General features: G+C 72.5%; 15 protein-coding genes. 7 read left to right on the forward strand and 8 right to left on the reverse strand.

All coding sequences use genetic code 11. The features are described 5' to 3' along the window. Positions 1-50: 50 nt before the first annotated feature. From ACIQJT_RS01340 to ACIQJT_RS01350, 3 genes are all read right to left on the reverse strand, one after another. A complete protein-coding gene (locus ACIQJT_RS01340) occupies positions 51-836 on the reverse strand; it encodes a GntR family transcriptional regulator (protein WP_402638870.1) in 786 nt (261 codons plus the stop codon). A 28-nt stretch (positions 837-864) separates the two neighbouring features. After that, entirely contained in the window at positions 865-2,739 is a 1,875-nt protein-coding gene (iolD, locus tag ACIQJT_RS01345; protein WP_402638872.1) for a 3D-(3,5/4)-trihydroxycyclohexane-1,2-dione acylhydrolase (decyclizing), read from the reverse strand. A 76-nt stretch (positions 2,740-2,815) separates the two neighbouring features. Next, entirely contained in the window at positions 2,816-3,736 is a 921-nt protein-coding gene (locus tag ACIQJT_RS01350; RefSeq protein WP_402638875.1) for a PfkB family carbohydrate kinase, read from the reverse strand. Positions 3,737-3,992: 256 nt separating this feature from the next. On the opposite strand from ACIQJT_RS01350, the gene ACIQJT_RS01355 reads away from it, so the two are divergent. From ACIQJT_RS01355 to ACIQJT_RS01380, 6 genes are all read left to right on the forward strand, one after another. Continuing rightward, a complete protein-coding gene (locus ACIQJT_RS01355; protein WP_365454497.1) occupies positions 3,993-5,012 on the forward strand; it encodes a sugar ABC transporter substrate-binding protein in 1,020 nt (339 codons plus the stop codon). Beyond that, positions 5,012-6,091 carry an ABC transporter permease gene (locus tag ACIQJT_RS01360; RefSeq protein ID WP_365454500.1) on the forward strand — a complete coding sequence of 360 codons (1,080 nt, stop codon included), beginning with the start codon at positions 5,012-5,014 and terminating at the stop codon, positions 6,089-6,091. The genes ACIQJT_RS01355 and ACIQJT_RS01360 overlap by 1 nt, the downstream gene beginning before the upstream one ends. Before the next feature lie 7 nt (positions 6,092-6,098). Further along, on the forward strand, positions 6,099-7,016 hold the full coding sequence (locus tag ACIQJT_RS01365; RefSeq protein ID WP_365454503.1) for an ATP-binding cassette domain-containing protein: 918 nt from the start codon (positions 6,099-6,101) through the stop codon (positions 7,014-7,016). Between the two features lies 1 nt (position 7,017). Beyond that, positions 7,018-7,920: a sugar phosphate isomerase/epimerase family protein gene (locus tag ACIQJT_RS01370; protein WP_402638879.1), complete on the forward strand. Its 903-nt coding sequence runs from the start codon at positions 7,018-7,020 to the stop codon at positions 7,918-7,920. A 10-nt stretch (positions 7,921-7,930) separates the two neighbouring features. Next, positions 7,931-8,950: a Gfo/Idh/MocA family protein gene (locus tag ACIQJT_RS01375; RefSeq protein ID WP_402638882.1), complete on the forward strand. Its 1,020-nt coding sequence runs from the start codon at positions 7,931-7,933 to the stop codon at positions 8,948-8,950. A gap of 132 nt (positions 8,951-9,082) precedes the next feature. Further along, the gene (locus tag ACIQJT_RS01380) at positions 9,083-10,039 is read left to right on the forward strand and encodes a hypothetical protein (protein WP_402638885.1); all 957 of its coding nucleotides are present in this window, start codon (positions 9,083-9,085) and stop codon (positions 10,037-10,039) included. Here ACIQJT_RS01380 and ACIQJT_RS01385 read toward each other — a convergent pair. From ACIQJT_RS01385 to ACIQJT_RS01405, 5 genes are all read right to left on the reverse strand, one after another. Beyond that, positions 10,036-11,037, reverse strand: coding sequence for a Gfo/Idh/MocA family oxidoreductase (locus tag ACIQJT_RS01385; protein WP_365454515.1), 1,002 nt, complete (start codon positions 11,035-11,037; stop codon positions 10,036-10,038). The two genes, ACIQJT_RS01380 and ACIQJT_RS01385, sit on opposite strands and share 4 nt — an antisense overlap. After that, positions 11,034-12,356, reverse strand: a complete 1,323-nt coding sequence (locus ACIQJT_RS01390; RefSeq protein WP_402638888.1) for a protoporphyrinogen/coproporphyrinogen oxidase — start codon at positions 12,354-12,356, stop codon at positions 11,034-11,036. Before ACIQJT_RS01390 ends, ACIQJT_RS01385 begins: the two co-directional genes overlap by 4 nt. Positions 12,357-12,493: 137 nt before the next feature. After that, positions 12,494-13,498 carry a Gfo/Idh/MocA family oxidoreductase gene (locus ACIQJT_RS01395; RefSeq protein WP_365454521.1) on the reverse strand — a complete coding sequence of 335 codons (1,005 nt, stop codon included), beginning with the start codon at positions 13,496-13,498 and terminating at the stop codon, positions 12,494-12,496. A gap of 74 nt (positions 13,499-13,572) precedes the next feature. Beyond that, the gene (locus ACIQJT_RS01400) at positions 13,573-14,349 is read right to left on the reverse strand and encodes an SDR family oxidoreductase (RefSeq protein WP_402638891.1); all 777 of its coding nucleotides are present in this window, start codon (positions 14,347-14,349) and stop codon (positions 13,573-13,575) included. 30 nt (positions 14,350-14,379) lie between these two features. After that, entirely contained in the window at positions 14,380-15,546 is a 1,167-nt protein-coding gene (locus ACIQJT_RS01405) for a phytanoyl-CoA dioxygenase family protein (RefSeq protein WP_365454527.1), read from the reverse strand. A 107-nt stretch (positions 15,547-15,653) separates the two neighbouring features. Between ACIQJT_RS01405 and ACIQJT_RS01410 the strand changes: the two genes are divergently transcribed. Further along, positions 15,654-16,673 (forward strand): LacI family DNA-binding transcriptional regulator, encoded by a 1,020-nt coding sequence (locus ACIQJT_RS01410; protein WP_365454530.1) that lies wholly within the window; start codon positions 15,654-15,656, stop codon positions 16,671-16,673. Positions 16,674-16,827 lie beyond the last annotated feature (154 nt).

Below are 16,827 nucleotides of genomic sequence, written 5' to 3' on the forward strand. Positions count from 1 at the left end.
CGTATATGTACGACTTTGCGCCCTTGTGTCCCCCGCGTCAAGCCGGCCCGTCAAGGCCGCACCAACAACCGGAAGTCGAACGCGTACCGCGAGGCCCGGTAGATGTGGCTGCCGAACTCGACCGGGCGGCCGGTGTCGTCGTAGGCCGTGCGCTGCATGGTCAGGACCGCCGCGCCCTGCTGCTCGTCGAGGCGGGCCGCCTCCTCGGCGGTGGCGGAGCGGGCGCCGATGGTCTGGCGGGCGCTGTGCAGGGTGATCCCGGCCGTGCGCAGCATGCGGTAGAGGCCGGTGGACTCCAGGCGGGCGCTGTCGAGGTCGAGGAGGTCGGTGGGCAGGTGGTTGCAGAGGAGGGCCACCGGCTGGCCGTGGGCCAGGCGCAGCCGTTCCAGGACCGTGACCGTGCTGCCCTCCGGGACGGACAGCGCGGCCGCCACGTCGGCGGACGCCGGCACGGTCTCGTTGCGCACGACCCGGGTCGCCGGGCCCTGCCCGGCCGCCTCCAGGTCGTCGTAGAGGCTGCTGAGCTCCAGGGGGCGCTTGACCTGGCTGTGCACCACCTGCGTCCCCACCCCGCGCCGGCGGACCAGCAGGCCCTTCTCCACCAGCGTCTGGATGGCCTGGCGGACGGTCGGGCGGGACAGGCCGAGGCGGATCGAGAGGTCGATCTCGTTGCCCAGGAGGTTGCCCGGCGCGAGCGCGCCGTGCTCGATCGCCTCCTCCAGCTGCCGGGCGAGCTGGTAGTACAGCGGCACCGGACTGCCCCGGTCCAGGGCGAAGTCCAGGGAGTCGAGCGCGGGGGTGGTCGCGGCACGTGACGTGCCGCCGGGCGTCGCCATGGGATACCTCCCTCGAAGGGCCGGGTGATCAGAGGTGGGTGCGTCGGGCGGCCGCCTGGCGGTCGTACTCCGTCCGCGCCTCCACCGCGGCCGTGCGGGACGCCGTCTCCGCCACCGGCACGTCCCACCAGGCCTCGGCCGGGGGAGCGGCCTCGGTGGCCGGGTCCGTCTCGACGTAGACGCAGGTCGGACGGTCCGAGGCGCGGGCCGCGGCCAGGGCCTCCCGCAGCTCCCGTACGGTCTTGGCGCGCAGCACGTCCATGCCGAGGCTCGCCGCGTTGGCCGCCAGGTCGACCGGGAGCGGGGCCCCGCTGAAGGTGCCGTCGGCGGCCCGGTAGCGGTACGCCGTGCCGAACCGTTCGCCGCCCACCGACTCCGACAGGCCGCCGATCGAGGCGTAGCCGTGGTTCTGGACGAGCACCAGGTTGATCGGCAGGCCCTCCTGGACCGCGGTGACCAGCTCCGTCGGCATCATCAGGTACGTGCCGTCGCCGACCAGCGCCCACACCGGGGTGTCCGGGGCCGCCTGCTGGACACCGATCGCGGCCGGGATCTCGTAGCCCATGCACGAGTAGCCGTACTCCAGGTGGTACTGGCGCGGGCCGCGGGCCCGCCACAGCTTGTGCAGGTCACCGGGGAGCGAGCCGGCCGCGTTGATCACCACGTCCTCGTCCCCGACGACCGCGTCCAGCGCCCCCAGCAACTGGGTCTGGGTCGGTACGGCGTTCTCGTCGGCGGCCTCGTAGGCACGCGTCACGACCTGCTCCCAGCGCTCCTTGCCGGTGCCGTACTCGGCCTCGTAGGCGGCGCTCACGCGGTGGCCCGCCAGTGCCGACGCGAGCGCCTCAAGACCCGCCCGCGCATCGCACACCACCGTCCGCGCGGCCAGCTTGTGGGCGTCGAAGGCGGTGATGTTGAGGTTGAGGAAGCGCACGTCCGGGTTCTGGAAGAGGGTGCCGGAGGCGGTGGTGAAGTCGGAGTAGCGCGTGCCCACGCCGATGACCAGGTCCGCGGTGCGCGCGAGGTCGTCGGCGACCGCCGTGCCGGTGTGACCGATGCCGCCCACGTCGGCGGGGTGGTCGTGGCGCAGGGAGCCCTTGCCCGCCTGGGTGGCGGCGACCGGGATGCCGGTGGCGTCCACGAGCGCCCGCAGCGCCTGCTCCGCCTCGCTGTGGTGGACCCCGCCGCCCGCCACGATCAGGGGGCGGCGGGCGGACCGGATCGCCTCGACCGCCGCTGCCAGCTCCGCCGGGTCCGGAGCGGGCCGCCGCACCCGCCACACCCGCTCCGCGAAGAACTCCTCCGGCCAGTCGTACGCCTCCGCCTGCACGTCCTGGGGGAGGGCGAGGGTGACCGCGCCGGTCTCGGCCGGGTCCGACAGGACGCGCATGGCCTGGAGGGCGGACGGGACGAGGGCCTCGGGGCGGTGGATGCGGTCGAAGTACCGGGAGACCGGGCGCAGGGTGTCGTTCACCGAGACGTCCGCCTCGGTGGGGTGCTCCAGCTGCTGGAGGAGCGGCTCGGCGGCGCGGGTGGCGAAGTAGTCGCCGGGCAGGAGCAGGACCGGGAGGCGGTTGATCGTCGCCAGGGCGGCGCCGGTCACCAGGTTCGTGGCGCCCGGGCCGATCGACGTGGTGACCGCCTGGGCCGACAGGCGGTTGAGCTGGCGGGCGTGGCCGACGGCGGCGTGGACCATCGCCTGCTCGTTGCGGCCCTGGTGGAAGGGCATCGCGTCCTCGCCCGCCTCCAGGAGGGCCTGTCCGACGCCCGCCACGTTGCCGTGGCCGAAGATGCCCCAGGTCCCGGCGATCAGCCGGTGCCGTACGCCGTCCCGCTCCGCGTACTGCACGGACAGGAACCGCACCAGCGCTTGGGCGACGGTCAGGCGGGTGGTGGTGCTCATCAGGGCTTCTCCGGTGGGGTGTGGAGGGAGATGGGGGCGAGGGAGGGCGTGACGACGGGGCGGCGTCGGCGGTCGGTCACGGTGAGACGCCGTTCAGGAGACCGCCGGCCGCCGCCTGTGCCGGCAGCGCGGGGGAACGGGCCGGGCGGGCGGCCTGCGGTGCGCCGCCCGCGTGGGCGTACCGGACCGTCCGCTCCGGTTCCCAGCCGGACAGCAGCCCGTGGCACAGCGAGCCGCCGAACGCGTCGCCCGCGCCGGGGCCGTCGGCCATGTCCTGCGGGACCGGCGGGACCTCGACCGTGGTGCCGTCGCGGTGCACGGCGAGGACGCCCGTCGGGCCCTGCCGCACCACGGCCAGTTCCACGCCCGCCGCCAGCAGGGCCTCGGCGCAGGCCCGGGGTCCCCGCGCTCCGGTGACGGTCTCGCACTCGTCGAGGTCGCCGACCGCCACGGTCGCGTGGCGCAGGGCCTCCGCGCGGTACGGCCGGGCTTCCTCCGGGTCGCCCCAGGCCGTGCCGGTCCACCGCGCGGGGCGCCGGTCCAGTTCGAGGACCGTGGTGCCCGTCCTGTCACGGCACTTCAGGGCGGCGAGCGTGGCGGAGCGGCTCGGCTCCGCGCCGAGGCCGGTGCCGGTGATCCAGAAGAGCCGGGCCGCTCGGATGGCGAAGCAGTCGAGCTCGTCGGTGTGTATCTCCAGGCCGGGTGGTTCGGCGCCGGGAGCGGGGCAGGCCGCCGGCGTCACCCAGCGGTCGTCGACCCCGCACTCCGTGAGGGTCTGATGGAGATACGCGCCGAGCCGGTCGGCTCCGGTACGGGCTATGACCGCGCTGGAGCGGCCGAGCCGGGCGGCGGTCACCGCGACATGGGCGGCCGAGCCCCGCAGGACCGGCCCGAGGGGCCGGTCCTGGGCCGTCGGGGCCCCCGGCCGGTGCGGGTAGAGATCAATTCCGATCCGGCCCATACTGATCACGTCGAACTGCTGCACTGGCTCGACCATGCGCGACGCTCCTCGGTCCGGACTGGGGATGCGAGGCCCTCGGGCCCGTTGCATCCCAGGTGTAGGACCCGAAGGGCGACGCTGTCAATAGTTTGTACTTACATTCGGACCTGATCGTGAAATGATGTCTTAACAAAGTATTGACAGCGGCAGCGCCTGGGAGTTGGATCGCGTCCCAACGCAAGTTGGCGCGTTTTCGTAGATCCCACTCCCTTTCCCGACGTTCTCCCCGTCGCACAGTGAGGTGCAAGGAAAGATGGACCGCTCTTCTCTCTCCCGTTCGCGGAGATTCGCTCCCGCCGTGGCCCTTGCCGCGGCCGCGGCCCTGACGCTCGCCGGTTGCTCCAGCAGCTCGGGCGGCAAGAAGTCCGAGGAGAGCGCGGACGGCGCCTCCGCGGGCAAGGCCTCCACCCCCCGGATGACCATCGCGCTGGTCACCCACCAGTCGCCCGGCGACACCTTCTGGGACATCGTCCGCAAGGGCGCCCAGGCCGCCGCCGCCAAGGACAACGTCAAGCTGGTCTACTCGGCCGACCCGAGCGCGGCCAACCAGGCCAACCTGGTCCAGAACGCCATCGACCAGAAGGTCGACGGCATCGCGATCACCCTCGCCAAGCCGGACGCCCTCAAGGACGTCGTCGCCAAGGCGAAGAAGGCCGGGATACCCGTCGTCGGCCTCAACTCCGGCGTCAGCGAGTGGCAGAAGCTCGGCCTGATGGAGTTCTTCGGCCAGGACGAGACCGTGGCCGGCGAGGCGCTCGGCAAGCGGCTGAACGAGGAGGGCGCCAAGAGCGCCGTCTGTGTCATCCAGGAGCAGGGCAACATCGGCCTCACCCAGCGCTGCGACGGCGTGAAGAAGACCTTCACCGGCAAGCTCCAGACGCTGAACGTCAACGGCACCGACATGCCGTCCGTGAAGTCGACGATCACCGCCAAGCTCTCCCAGGACAAGTCCATCGACTACGTCGTCGCCCTCGGCGCGCCCTTCGCGCTGACCGCGACCCAGTCGGTGTCCGACGCGGGCAGCAAGGCCAAGGTGGCCACGTTCGACCTCAACAAGGACCTGACGGGCGCCATCAGCAAGGGCACCATCCAGTTCGCCGTCGACCAGCAGCCCTACCTCCAGGGCTACCTGGCGATCGACTCGCTGTGGCTCTACAAGAACAACGGCAACTACATGGGCGGCGGCGAGCAGCCGGTGCTCACCGGCCCGGCCTTCGTCGACAAGTCCAACGTCGAGACCGTGGCCCAGTACGCCGCGAAGGGCACCAGGTGATGGGGATGACCCAGCACGCCGAGCCGGCGGTGACCGCACCGCCGGCCCCCGGCCCCAGCAAGGCCAAGGACGGCCGGACCGCCGAACGACCGCTCGCCCTGCGCCTGTTGGCGCGTCCTGACGTGGGTGTGTTCCTGGGCGCGGTGGCGGTGTGGGTGTTCTTCCTGATCGCCGCCCCGCCGGTGCGCGAGGGCAGTGCGATGGCGAACATCCTCTACCAGTCGTCGACGATCGGGATCATGGCGCTGCCGGTCGCGCTGCTGATGATCGGCGGGGAGTTCGACCTGTCGGCGGGTGTCGCGGTGATCACCTCGGCGCTGACCGCGAGCATGTTCGCCTTCCAGCTCACGCTGAACGTGTGGGCGGGCGTCTTCGTCGCCCTGCTGGTGTCGCTGGCGATCGGGTTCCTCAACGGCTGGCTGGTCGTCAAGACCGGTCTGCCCAGCTTCCTGATCACCCTGGGCACGTTCCTGATCCTCCAGGGCGTGAACCTGGCGGTGACCAAGCTGGTCACCGGCAACGTGGCCACCGACGACATCAGTGACATGGACGGCTTCGACCAGGCCAAGAAGGTCTTCGCGAACTCCTTCGAAGTGGCCGGCGTCCAGATCAAGATCACGATCGTGTACTGGCTGGTGTTCGCCGCGCTGGCGACCTGGGTGCTGCTGCGCACCAGGTACGGCAACTGGACCTTCGCGGTCGGCGGCAACAAGGACTCCGCCCGCGCGGTCGGCGTCCCGGTCAACTTCACGAAGATCAGCCTGTTCATGCTGGTCGGGTTCGCGGCCTGGTTCGTCGGCATGCACAACCTGTTCTCCTTCAACACCGTGCAGTCCGGCGAGGGCGTGGGCCAGGAGCTCATCTACATCTCGGCCGCGGTGATCGGCGGGTGCCTGCTGACCGGCGGGGCCGGCTCGGCCATCGGCCCGGTGTTCGGGGCGTTCATGTTCGGCATGGTCCAGCAGGGCATCGTCTACGCCAACTGGAACCCGGACTGGTTCAAGGCCTTCCTCGGCGTGATGCTGCTGGGCGCCGTCCTGATCAATCTGTGGGTCAGCCGCACCGCGACCCGGAGGTAACCCTGCAATGACCGACACCCACGAAACCCCCGGCACGCACGGCGCGATCCTCGCCGACGAACCGCAGAGCGACGACGGGGTGATCGTCGAGCTGCGCAACGCCGGCAAGTCCTACGGCAACATCCGCGCCCTGCACGGAGTGAGCCTCCAGGTCCGCCCGAGCCAGGTCACCTGCGTGCTCGGCGACAACGGCGCCGGCAAGTCCACCCTGATCAAGATCATCTCCGGTCTGCACCAGCACACCGAGGGCGAGTTCCTCGTCGACGGGCAGCCGGTGCGCTTCACCACCCCGCGCGAGGCGCTGGACAAGGGCATCGCGACCGTCTACCAGGACCTGGCCGTGGTCCCCCTGATGCCGGTGTGGCGCAACTTCTTCCTCGGTTCCGAGATGACCAAGGGCCCCTGGCCCCTGCGCCGTCTGGACATCGAGAGGATGAAGCGGACCGCCGACCACGAGCTGCGCGAGATGGGCATCGTCCTGGACGACCTCGAACAGCCCATCGGCACCCTGTCCGGCGGCCAGCGCCAGTGCGTGGCCATCGCCCGCGCCGTCTACTTCGGCGCCCGCGTCCTGATCCTCGACGAGCCCACCGCCGCCCTGGGCGTCAAGCAGTCCGGCGTGGTCCTCAAGTACGTGGCCGCCGCCCGCGACCGGGGGCTCGGGGTCATCTTCATCACCCACAACCCGCACCACGCCTACATGGTCGGCGACCACTTCAGCGTGCTGCGCCTGGGCACCATGGAGCTGTCCGCGTCCCGGGACCGGATCACCCTGGAAGAACTCACCAACCACATGGCCGGCGGTGCCGAACTCGCCGCGCTCAAGCACGAGTTGTCCCAGGTCCGCGGCGTCGACACCGAAGCACTCCCCGAGGAGCAGGACCTGACCGCGCCCGTGGCCGCCACCGGCGAGGGGAAGGCCTGAGATGGCGGCCCCGCTCGACCGTGTCCGCGTCGGCTCGGCCCCGGACTCGTGGGGCGTCTGGTTCCCCGACGACCCGGCCCAGGTGCCGTGGGAACGCTTCCTGGACGAGGTCGCCGAGGCGGGCTACTCCTGGATCGAGCTGGGGCCGTACGGCTACCTCCCGACCGATCCGGCCCGCCTGACCGACGAGGTCGCCCGGCGCGGCCTCAAGGTATCGGCGGGCACGGTCTTCACCGGCCTGCACCGCGGCCCCTCCGTCTGGGAGCCGACCTGGGCGCACGTCAGCCAGGTCGCCGCGCTCACCCAGGCCATGGGCGCCCGGCACCTCGTGGTCATCCCGTCCTTCTGGCGTGACGACAGAACCGCCGAGATGCTGGAGCCCCCCGAGCTGACCCACGAGCAGTGGGCCCACCTCACCAAGGGCATGGAGCGGCTCGGCCACGAGGTGAAGGAGGCGTACGGGCTCGACATCGTCGTCCACCCGCACGCCGACACCCACCTCGACACCGAGGACCACGTCGAGCACTTCCTGGACTCGACGGACTCCGAACTCGTCAACCTCTGCCTGGACACCGGGCACTACGCCTACTGCGGCGGCGACAGCGTCAAGCTCATCGAGACGTACGGCGAACGCATCGGCTATCTCCACCTCAAGCAGGTCGACCCGCAGGTCCTCGCGGAGGTCGTGCGCGACGGGGTCCCGTTCGGGTCGGCCGTGCAGCGCGGGGTGATGTGCGAACCGCCCTCCGGTGTACCGGAGCTGGAGCCGGTGCTGGTGGCCGCGCAGGGACTCGGCGTGGAGCTGTTCGCCATCGTCGAGCAGGACATGTACCCCTGCGAGCCGGACGAGCCGCTGCCGATCGCGATGCGTACCCGAAAGTTCCTGAGGTCCTGCGGCGCCTGAAGGGGGCACCATGACCGAGCGAGGCACCCTCGGTGTCGCCGTCATCGGCACCGGCAAGATGGGCGCCGACCACGTCCGCCGAATCCACGAGGTCGTCAGCGGCGCCCGGGTGAGCGCCGTGGTGGACCTCGACGCGGAACGCGCCAAGCAGATCGCCGCCCGCGTCGAGGGCTGCACCGCCTACACCGATCCGGCCTCCGCGATGGCGGCGGCCGACGTCGACGCCGTCCTGATCGCCTCGCCGGGCCCCGCCCACGAGGCGGCCCTGCTCCAGGCGTTCGAGCACGACCTGCCGGTGCTGTGCGAGAAGCCGCTCACCCCCGACGCGGCCTCCGCGCTGCGGGTCGTGGAGGCCGAGCAGCGACTGGGGCACCGGCGTGCCCAGGTGGGGTTCATGCGGCGCTACGACGCCGAGTACATGAAACTCAAGTCGCTTCTGGAGACGGGCCAGTTGGGGCGGCCGTTGCTGCTGCACAACCGGCACCGCAACGCCGCGAGCCCGCCCTTCTTCACCAGCTCCATGCTGATCAGCGACTCCGTGGCCCATGAGGCCGACGTGACGCGCTGGCTGCTCGGACACGAGATCACCGCGGTCACCGTGTGGCGGCCCACCCCGTCGGCGAACGCACCGGACGACCTCCAGGACCCCCAGTTCGTCGTCCTCGAGACGGACGGCGGCGCCCTCTCCGACGTGGAGATCTTCGTCAACTGCGGCTTCGGCTACCAGGTCCAGGCCGAGGCGGTCTGCGAACGCGGCACCGCGCGCATCGGCGACGGCCACGCCATGGTCACCAGCATGGCGGGACGCTGGGGCGGCACCATCGCCCAGGACTTCGTCGAACGCTTCGCCGACGCCTACGACCGCGAGGTGCAGGCCTGGGTCGACGCCACCCGCCGCGGCGAGGTCACCGGGCCCAGCGTGTGGGACGGCTACGCGGCGGCCGCGGTCTGCGAGGCGGGCGTGCGGTCGCTGACCGAGGGCGGCCGGGTACCGGTGGAACTCGCCGAGCGGCCCGCCCTGTACGGCTGACTGCGCGTCGTGCGGGGGGAGTTCGGCGAAGTTCCCCCGTGCTCGCTACGTACTCGGTGAATCGCGGCATCGGCGTGACCCCTTGTGCCACCATGGCGCGGCTGTCCTCGGCGGGGCGGCGAGGGGGTGGTCATGGGACTCGTACGGATATTCCTGCCGTTGCCGCGCGCGGCGGCCAAGCTGGCACCGGAGAGGGGCGCACCGCTGCTCGGGGCGGCCCTGTCGTACTGCGTCACGCCCTCCCGGGCGGGGCTGCGGTCGCCGTCGCCCGAGCGGCGGCTGGCCTGGGCCGAGGAGGCGGTCGCCGTCTACCGGGCGACGGCCGACGCGGACGGACTCAGTCGCGCCCTGGCGCTGCGCGCCCACGCGCTGCTGCTGTCCGGCCGGTTCGAGGAGGCGTGCGCGGCCGCGGACGCCGTGCCGGGCGAGGCGTCGGCGGCGCCGGCCGCCTTCGCCGCTGACGTGCGGGCACAGGCCCTCGCGGGCCTCGGCCGGGCCGAGGAGGCCCTGCCGGTGGCCCGGGCGGGCGTGGCGGCCTACCGCGGCCTGCCCGCCCCCGACCGCAGGGACCGGGCGCTCGGCAGCCTGCCCGGCGCGCTGCGGACCTACGGGATGCTGCTCGCCGCGGTCGGCCGCAGCGAGGAGTCCGTGGCCGTCTACGAGGAGTGCGCCGCGCTCCTGGCCGCCATGTCGCTCCGCGAGCTGGCGCACGTCGACCTGGTGCGCCCGCAGGTGCTCGCCGAACTGGTCGGTGTCCTGCGGGCGCTGGGGCGGTACGAGGACGCGCTGGGCGTGGGCCCCGAGGCCCGGGAGGCGCTGCGGGGCCCCCTCGCGTGGACCGCCCCCGAGATCGTGCTGCCCCTGCGGGTACGCCTCCTGATCGACCTGGCCCGCTGCCACACCGCCGTCGGCGACCCCGCCGAGGCCGGCGCCTGTGCCGCGGCGGCGGTGGCCGAGGCCCGCAAGCCGCACGGCGCCGGCGAGTTGGCCCCGGCGCTGGACTGCCTCGCCGACGTGCTCGGTGAACTGGGCCGGACCGACAAGGAGTCGGTGACCCGGCGCGAACTGGCCGAGCTGCGGGACCCCTAGGACATGCGCGGCCGCGGCTCGAAGCCCGCCGCCCGGTAGGCCTCGTCGATCAGCGTCATCGTCGACACCGCGTCGTCCGCGTCCAGCGGCAGCGGGGCACCCCCGCGGACCCGGTCCGCGAACGCCTCCAGCTGGTAGGTGTACGACGACCGGGTGCCGAGCCGCTCGGTGCGCTCGCCGTCCGCCGTGCGCACCACGATCCGGTCGTCCGTGTGCGGCAGCACGAAGTTCGGCGCGAGGACCTCGCCCCGCGAACCGACGACCCGGCAGCTCATCTCCAGCCGGTCGTACGCCATGTGGCAGCGCGCGGAGCCGGTCGCCCCGCCCGGGAAGGCCAGGTCGGCGTCCAGCCACTCGTCGACACCGGGAGCGCCGGCCCGCTCCCCGCCGCGCGCGGACACCAGCCGCGGCGCACCGCCCGCCCAGGGGGCCAGCACGCGCAGCGCGTGCAGGCTGTAGCAGCCGAGGTCCATCACCGCGCCGCCGGCCAGCGGCAGCGACCAGCGCGGGTCGGAGTCCGCCGGGGCCGGGATCGCCACCATGGCCTCGGCGTGCCGCAGCTCGCCGATCTCCCCGCTTTCGAGGATCTCGTGCAGGCGCCGGGTGACCGGGTGGAACAGGTAGTGGAAGGCCTCCATGAAGACCGTCCCGGCCTTCGCGGCGGCCTCCCGCACCTCCGCGGCCTCCTCGGCGTTGCTCGCCGACGGCTTCTCGCTCAGCACGTGCTTTCCGGCGGCGAGTGCCGCCAGGTTCCACGGCCCGTGCAGTCCGTTGGCGAGCGGGTTGTAGACGACCTCGACCTCGGGGTCGGCGATCAGCTCGGCGTACGATCCGGCCACCCGCTCCACACCGTGCTCGGCCGCGTAGGCCTCGGCGCGGGCCCGGTCGCGCGCGGCCACCGCCACGACCCGGTGGCCGGTCGCCCGGGCCGGTCCGATCAGCGAGGACGCGCTGATCCGCGCGGCTCCCAGCACTCCGATGCGCAGCGGTTCGCTCATGTCTGCCGTTCCTCCTCGTTCAGGGCGGGGCCGTGGGCCCGCCGGGTCAGTGTGCCCGGTGCGGGCGGGAAGTGGCGGCGCGCGAGGTCCTGGGCGTGCGCCACCGTGCACTCGACGAGCTCGAAGGCCGGCAGCCCGCCGACGAACCAGGTGCGGTCGCGCCCTTGCAGCGCGTCGAGCCGGTCCAGCGCGCCGTCCGCGAGGTCGGCGCTGCCGAAGTGCGGCATGAACGCCCACTCGCGCCGCACATGCACCTCCTCCAGGTGCCCGCCGAGGGCCGTGACGTCCTTGCGGAGCAGCGCGGTGACGTCGTCGGGGCGGCCGTAGGAGTAGAAGGTCCGCACCTCGCTGCCGGGGTAGCGGTGGTGGTACGAGACGCAGTGGCCGGCCGTCGCACGGCTCGTGGTGTGGGCGGCGAGGAAGTAGAACCCGTCCTCGGGGAGGCCGGACGCGGCGGCGAGGGTGGTGTGGTAGGCGTTGCTGCGGATCCGCGCGGCGAGATCGCGCTCCTCGTCGGTGGCGTCCAGCGCCGGCAGGAACCGGTCCGGCGCGACCGCGAGCACCACGTCGTCCGCCTCGACCGGGCCCGAGTCGGTGTGCACCCGCACTCCGTCGGCGCGGCGCCGCACCGCCGTCACCCGCACCCCGCACCGGACGTCCTTCAGCTCCGCCGCGACCCGCTCCCACAGCGTGGCGAACCCGCCCACCACGGTGAAGTCGCCCGGGTGGCCGAGGAGTTGGGGCCCGGGGTCCAGCAGACCGGTCATCTCCGCGTACTTCACGAAGTACAGGGCGGGTATGTCGTCGTCGAGGTGGCCGTACCCGGCGGCCGTGAACCCGGTGCCGAAGGACTCGGCCATGGAGTGCAGGCCGTGCTCGGCCATCCAGCGGCCGACGGGGGCGGCGAGGGCTCGCGCGGAGTGGGCGAGACCGGGTTCGGCTATGCGGGGGAACTCCCGTGCCCGCAGCGCGCGGTAGCGCTGGAGGGAGCCGTCGTGCAGGAACGCCATCGGCTGGCGGAGGGCACGTCCCGCGGCGTCGAGGACGCGGTAGCGGCTGGTGCGCTCCGTCTCCACGCCCAGTTCGGTGAGCAACCCGGCGATCCGTTCGTACCTGTTGCTGCAGATGTGACCGCCCAGGTCGAAGGCGCGCCCGTCGACCCGCACGCTCTGGCACTTCCCGGCCACCGTGTCCTGTTCCTCCAGCACGGTCACCCGGTGCCCGGCGCGTTCCAGTTCGCGGGCGACGGCCAGGCCGCTCGGGCCCGCGCCCACGACGGCCACGGTTCGGGGTCCTGCGGTGCCGCGTAACTCCTGCATGCTCGTGACTCCTGGGTCGGTCGGACGTGGAAGGCTCTCATGGTCGTACGGAGAGATCACGTGACCGAGAACGGGCGTCGCGGGCGAAACGTTCAGCCCCGGTGTCCCGGGCTCGGGGGCCCGGGACACGGCGGCGGTCAGGCGGCGCGGACCTCGGCGATGGTCACCGGGCGGTGCTCGTGCAGGGACAGCGTGCACGCCTCGGCGATCCAGCCCGCCTCCAGGGCGTCCGCGACGGTGCACGGCGAGGGCCGGGTGCCGGCCACGACCTCGGTGAACGCGGTGAGTTCGGCCCGGTAGGCCGCGGTGAAGCGGTCCATGAAGAAGTCGTGCGGGGTGCCCGCCGGGAAGGTCACCCCGGGCTCGACCGAGCGCAGCGGGAGCTTGTCCTCCAGGCCCACCGCGATGGAGTCCTGGAAGCCGTGGATCTCCATGCGGACGTCGTAACCCCGGGCGTTGTGGCGGGAGTTGGAGACCACCGCGATCGTGCCGTCGTCGAGGGTGAGGATCGCGCCGGTGGTGTCGGCGTCGCCCGCCTCCTTGATGTAGTCGGCGCCCCGGTTGCCGCCGACGGCGTACACCTCGACGACCTCGCGGCCGGTCACCCAGCGGATGATGTCGAAGTCGTGCACCGAGCAGTCCCGGAAGATGCCCCCGGAGGCGGCGATGTACGCGGCGGGCGGCGGGGCCGGGTCCAGGGTGGTCGAGCGCACGGTGTGCAGCTTGCCCAGCTCACCCGACCGGACGGCGGCCCGCGCGTTCACGAAACCGGTGTCGAAGCGGCGGTTGTAGCCGATCTGGATCGGCACCTCACTGCCCTGGACCGCCTTGAGGACCTCGACGCCCTCGCTCATGTGCTTGGCGACGGGCTTCTCGCAGAAGACGGGAATTCCCGCTTCGACCCCCGCCAGGATCAGACCCGGGTGGGCGTCGGTCGCCGCCGCGATCACGATGCCGTCCACCCCGGCGGCCAGCAGGGCCTCGGGCGAGTCCACGACCTCGCCGCCGAAGCGCTCGGCGGCGGACTTGGCGGCCTCGGCGAAGGGGTCGGTGAGGACGAGGGACTCGACCGCGTCGAGTCCGGAGAGGGTCTCGGCGTGGAAGGCGCCGATGCGGCCGAGGCCGAGGATTCCGATACGCATGGGGGTGCAGCTCCTTGAGGGTGTTTCCGGTGAGCGGTGCTTCTCAGGCGGCTTTTCCCGAGGGGGAGGGGAGGTCAGTCGAGGCCGCCCAGGACGTTCTGGTCCCAGTCGATCACCGATCCGGTGACCACGCCCGACCGGTCGGACAGCAGCAGGACCACGAAGTCGGCGATCTCGTCGGGCTGGCCGAGCTTGCCCATCGGGAGCCTGGCCGCGGCCTCCTCGCGCCAGTCGTCGCCGGCGCCGTGGAACGTCTTCTGGGTGGCGTCCTCGCCCTCGGTCGCCGTCCAGCCGATGTTCAGGCCGTTGATCCGCACCCGGTCCCAGCGGTGGGCGTGCGCCGCGTTGCGGGTGAGGCCGATGAGTCCGGCCTTCGCGGCCACGTAGGGCGCGAGGAAGGGCTGTCCGCCGTGCGCCGAGGACGTGATGATGTTGACGACGGTCCCGGGCGCCTTGCGGCCGACCATGTCCGCGACGGCTGCCTGCATGGCGAAGAACGGCGCCTTCAGGTTGATCGCGATGTGCTGGTCGAACAGCTCGGGCGTGGTGTCGAGGAGTGTGCCCCGCGAGGTCAGCCCGGCGGAGTTGACCAGGCAGTCGACCCGGCCGTACGCCTCGACGACCCGGGTGACGGAGGCCTTGGCCTGGTCGGCGTCGGCGAGGTCGGCGCGGACGAACAGCGCCTTGCCGCCGTCCGCCGTCAGCTCCGCCACCAGCGCCTCACCGGGCTCCGGCCTGCGGCCGGTGACGGCCACGACCGCCCCCTCCCGGACGGCGGCCCGGGCGATGGCGGCCCCGACGCCCTGGCTGCCGCCGTTGACGAGGACGACCTTGTCGTCGAGTAGTCCCATGGATGTGCCAGTGCCTTTCGGTTGTCGCGCTCAGCTCGTGCGCCGGTCGGCGCACGCCCGCAGCTCGTCCCGGAGGGTCCGCGGGGTCCAGCCCTCGGCCAGCGCCCGTCGTACGAGGTCCGCCTGCGAGGGCGGGGCCAGTCCGTCGACCGGCGGGTCGCTGTCGAGGTTGGTGGGGAAGGGGTAGCCCTCGGCGCTCGCGGCGATCACGTTGTCCAGCCACTGCGCGTCGGCGCCCTCCGCCTTGCGGCGCAGCAGCGCCGGGTAGACGGCGTTGGACACCGCCTCCCGGTCCACGGTCTCCATGGCCCGCCCGAAGGCCGAGGACACCTGGAGCAGGTTGGCCATGCGCCGCACGTCCGTCGTGCGGTTGGTGCCGGCCGCGTGGAACAGCGCCGGGTTGAAGAAGACGGCGTCGCCCTTGGAGAGCGGGAGCTGGACGTGGTGCTCCTTGAAGTACGCCTGGAACTCCGGCCGCCGCCACGCCAGGTAGCCGGGCTCGAACGTCTGCGAGTACGGCAGGTACAGCGTCGGCCCCGACTCCACGGGCATGTCGCAGTGCGCGACGGCGCCCTGGAGCGTGAGCACGGGGGACAGGCGGTGGACGTGCGCCGGGTAGGCCGCGGCGGCCTCGTCGGAGAGGAAGCCGAGGTGGTAGTCGCGGTGCACGGTCTGGGCGAGGCCGCCCGGGTTGACCACGTTGACCTGCGAGGTGACCTGGTAGCCGGGGCCGAGCCAGGCCTCGGACACCAGGGCGAGCACGGGGTTGGCGTAGTAGTCGGCGAACGCCGCCGGGTCGTACAGGGCGGCCTTCTCCAGCGCGTTCCACACCCGCTCGTTGGCGCCGGGCTTCGCGAAGTGGTCGCCCGCGGTCGTGCCCGCCGCGTACTGCTCGCGGATCAGGGAGTCGAAGACCTCGGTGAACCGGTCCACGACCGCGTGATCGGGGAACGCGCCCCGGAGGACCACGACCCCGGGCCCGTCGGTCAGGGCCCGGACCAGCTCCTCCTGCACGTGCCGGCGGTCCCCGGCCCCGAGGACGCGCTCGGCGTCGTACAGCAGGACGTTCCGCTCCACGGCGGTGGCGTGCGGATGGTCGGCGGGGTCGGTCGTGCGCTCGACGAGCGCACGGAACGAGTCGAGGTCGCAGTCCTGCTCGGACAGCCAGGCACGGCGGTGAACGGCGGTGAAGGACATCGGCGTCCTCTCGGTGACAGGGGCGACTCAGCGCTGTCATTCTTGTCATGACAAAGCCGTCGAACAACCAGCAGGCAGCCATCAAAAACCCCTCAAGGAGCAGACGCGTGGGCCACCCCTACCCGATCCGGGAGATCGCACGTCAGGCGGGGCTGAGCGAGGCCACCGTCGACCGGGTCCTGAACGGCAGGGGCGGGGTCAGGGAGAACACCGCCCGCGAGGTCCACCAGGCGATCACCGACCTGGACCGGCAGCGCACCCAGGTCCGGCTGGTCGGCCGCACCTTCATGATCGACATAGTGATGCAGACCCCGGAGCGCTTCTCGACGGCCGTGCGCGCCGCCCTGGAGGCCGAGCTGCCCGCGCTGCACCCCGCCGTCCTGCGCTCCCGCTTCCACTTCCGCGAGACCGGTCCGGTGGCGGAGCTGACGAAGACCCTCGACCGGATAGCCCGGCGCGGTTCCCAGGGGGTGATCCTCAAGGCGCCGGACGTCCCCGAGGTCACGGCGGCCGTCGGCCGGCTCGCGGAGGCGGGCATCCCCGTGGTCACCCTCGTCACCGACCTGCCCGCCACGGCCCGCCTCGCCTACGTCGGCATCGACAACCGCGCCGCGGGAGCGACCGCCGCCTACCTCATGGGCCAGTGGCTCGGCGACCGTCCCGGCAACGTCCTCACCAGCCTCAGCAGCGGGTTCTTCCGCAACGAGGAGGAGCGCGAGATGGGGTTCCGCAGCGCCATGCGCACCCGGCACCCGGAGCGGGCGGTGGTGGAGATCGCCGAGGGGCAGGGCCTGGACGCCACCCAGTACGACCTCGTCCGGGCCGCGCTGGAGCGGGACCCGGGGATCCGGGCGGTCTACTCGATCGGCGGCGGCAACATCGCCACCCTGCGCGCCTTCGAGGACCTCGGCAGGGAGTGCGCGGTGTTCGTGGCCCACGACCTCGACCACGACAACGACAGGCTGCTGCGGGAACACCGGCTGTCCGCCGTGCTCCACCACGATCTGCGCCAGGACATGCGGGAGGCGTGTCACATCGTGATGCGGGCGCACGGGGCGTTGCCGCCGGCGGGGCCGACGACGCCTTCGGCGATACAGGTGGTGACGCCGTACAACATGCCGTGGTGAGGGGGCGCGTCACTCACCCGGGAGGACGAGGGCGGCCGGCGTGTCACCGGACGGCGAGGCGTGCACGACGGTCTGCCGCCCCTCCGGTGACCGGCGCCGCACCCACCTGTCACCCGGGACCGCCGCAGCGGCCCGCACCGGGCGCGGCCCTCAG

Source organism: Streptomyces sp. NPDC091972, from assembly GCF_044756385.1.
In the GTDB taxonomy this organism is placed as follows: domain Bacteria; phylum Actinomycetota; class Actinomycetes; order Streptomycetales; family Streptomycetaceae; genus Streptomyces.

What these genes read in the sequence shown, in the direction of transcription:
- ACIQJT_RS01340 (WP_402638870.1), bottom strand. Translation starts at nt 836, where the DNA reads ATGGCGACGCCCGGCGGCACGTCACGTGCCGCGACCACCCCCGCGCTC.
- iolD (WP_402638872.1), bottom strand. Translation starts at nt 2,739, where the DNA reads ATGAGCACCACCACCCGCCTGACCGTCGCCCAAGCGCTGGTGCGGTTC.
- ACIQJT_RS01350 (WP_402638875.1), bottom strand. Translation starts at nt 3,736, where the DNA reads ATGGTCGAGCCAGTGCAGCAGTTCGACGTGATCAGTATGGGCCGGATC.
- ACIQJT_RS01355 (WP_365454497.1), top strand. Translation starts at nt 3,993, where the DNA reads ATGGACCGCTCTTCTCTCTCCCGTTCGCGGAGATTCGCTCCCGCCGTG.
- ACIQJT_RS01360 (WP_365454500.1), top strand. Translation starts at nt 5,012, where the DNA reads ATGGGGATGACCCAGCACGCCGAGCCGGCGGTGACCGCACCGCCGGCC.
- ACIQJT_RS01365 (WP_365454503.1), top strand. Translation starts at nt 6,099, where the DNA reads ATGACCGACACCCACGAAACCCCCGGCACGCACGGCGCGATCCTCGCC.
- ACIQJT_RS01370 (WP_402638879.1), top strand. Translation starts at nt 7,018, where the DNA reads ATGGCGGCCCCGCTCGACCGTGTCCGCGTCGGCTCGGCCCCGGACTCG.
- ACIQJT_RS01375 (WP_402638882.1), top strand. Translation starts at nt 7,931, where the DNA reads ATGACCGAGCGAGGCACCCTCGGTGTCGCCGTCATCGGCACCGGCAAG.
- ACIQJT_RS01380 (WP_402638885.1), top strand. Translation starts at nt 9,083, where the DNA reads ATGGGACTCGTACGGATATTCCTGCCGTTGCCGCGCGCGGCGGCCAAG.
- ACIQJT_RS01385 (WP_365454515.1), bottom strand. Translation starts at nt 11,037, where the DNA reads ATGAGCGAACCGCTGCGCATCGGAGTGCTGGGAGCCGCGCGGATCAGC.
- ACIQJT_RS01390 (WP_402638888.1), bottom strand. Translation starts at nt 12,356, where the DNA reads ATGCAGGAGTTACGCGGCACCGCAGGACCCCGAACCGTGGCCGTCGTG.
- ACIQJT_RS01395 (WP_365454521.1), bottom strand. Translation starts at nt 13,498, where the DNA reads ATGCGTATCGGAATCCTCGGCCTCGGCCGCATCGGCGCCTTCCACGCC.
- ACIQJT_RS01400 (WP_402638891.1), bottom strand. Translation starts at nt 14,349, where the DNA reads ATGGGACTACTCGACGACAAGGTCGTCCTCGTCAACGGCGGCAGCCAG.
- ACIQJT_RS01405 (WP_365454527.1), bottom strand. Translation starts at nt 15,546, where the DNA reads ATGTCCTTCACCGCCGTTCACCGCCGTGCCTGGCTGTCCGAGCAGGAC.